The 1,254-nt window shown below is 45.1% G+C and carries 2 protein-coding genes; both read left to right on the top strand.

Annotated features, from left to right (window positions below; genetic code table 11):
- Positions 1-730, top strand: a 730-nt coding sequence (locus SPADD19_RS07210) for a bifunctional hydroxymethylpyrimidine kinase/phosphomethylpyrimidine kinase (protein WP_061455648.1), incomplete at its 5' end; no start/stop codon positions are given.
- Positions 720-1,190 carry an ECF transporter S component gene (locus SPADD19_RS07205; RefSeq protein WP_061455647.1) on the top strand — a complete coding sequence of 157 codons (471 nt, stop codon included), beginning with the start codon at positions 720-722 and terminating at the stop codon, positions 1,188-1,190. The genes SPADD19_RS07210 and SPADD19_RS07205, both read left to right, overlap by 11 nt.
- Positions 1,191-1,254 lie beyond the last annotated feature (64 nt).

Here is a 1,254-nt window from a genome sequence, read left to right as displayed (position 1 = left end):
AAATGATATTTTTAGTGGGGGAGGTCTTCACGCAGACCTTGCAACTTATACGACTAACAAACAGCATGGTTTTGTGGCAGTGACTTGTTTGACCGCTATGACGGAGCACGGTTTTGAAGTGATTCCGGTGGATCCGACGACCTTTGCTCAACAGCTCAACTCCCTTAAAGATGTTCCTTTCTCTGCTATTAAACTCGGTCTTTTGCCAAATGTCCAAGTGGCAGACTTAGCCTTGGACTATGTCAAAGCCCATGCGGAGATCCCTGTGGTACTAGATCCTGTCTTGGTCTGCAAGGAAAGCCATGATGTTGAAGTTTCAGCTCTTCGAGACGAATTGATCAAATTCTTCCCTTATGTGACTATCATTACACCAAACTTACCAGAAGCTGAGATCTTGACCCAAAGCAAGATTCAATCGCTCGACGATATGAAGGAGGCAGCGCGTAAGCTCCACGAATTAGGAGCAGCGAATGTCGTGGTCAAAGGGGGCAATCGTCTCAATAAAGAAAAGGCCATTGATGTCTTTTATGATGGGACAGACTTCACCGTCATTGAAGAGCCAGTCTTAGAAAAGAACAATACAGGAGCTGGTTGTACCTTTGCGTCTAGCATTTCCAGCCAGTTGGTGCAAGGGAAATCACCACTTGAAGCTGTTAAAGCCTCTAAAGACTTTGTTTTCCAAGCGATTCAACATTCAGACCAGTATGGAGTAGTACAGTATGACATCTAATCGAACTCAACTCATTGCCCGCCTCTCTATCTTGACAGCCTTGACAGTTGTACTTGGCTACTATACCAAACTTCCAACTCCGACAGGGATCGTCACCCTACTAGATCTTGGTGCCTATTTCACAGCCTTCTATTTTGGACGCAAGGAAGGTGCTATTGTAGGTGGTGTCGGAGCCTTCTTATTGGATCTGATTTCAGGCTATCCTCAGTGGATGTTCTTTAGTCTCCTCTTTCACGGGGGACAAGGTTACTTTGCTGGCTTCAAGGGCAAAGCTCGTTACCTAGGCTTGCTCCTTGCAACAGTTGTGATGGTAGGCGGTTACGCACTAGCTTCTGCCCTCTTTTTAAGCAATGGCTGGGGTGCTGCTATCTCGGACATTCCGAATAACCTCGCTCAGAATTTTGTTGGAATGGCTTTAGGCTATGTGGTCTATTATGCATTTCAAAAGAAAGGAAGCTAATTCATGGATCTGGAGCAACTGAAGAAGGATACAAAAGAAATCTTGGTAGATGTCTTGGAAAAAA

Origin of the sequence: Streptococcus parasanguinis (genome assembly GCF_001578955.1) — a bacterium.
Classification (GTDB): Bacteria; Bacillota; Bacilli; order Lactobacillales; family Streptococcaceae; genus Streptococcus; species Streptococcus parasanguinis_U.
This window is presented reverse-complemented; position numbering and strand designations above follow the sequence as displayed.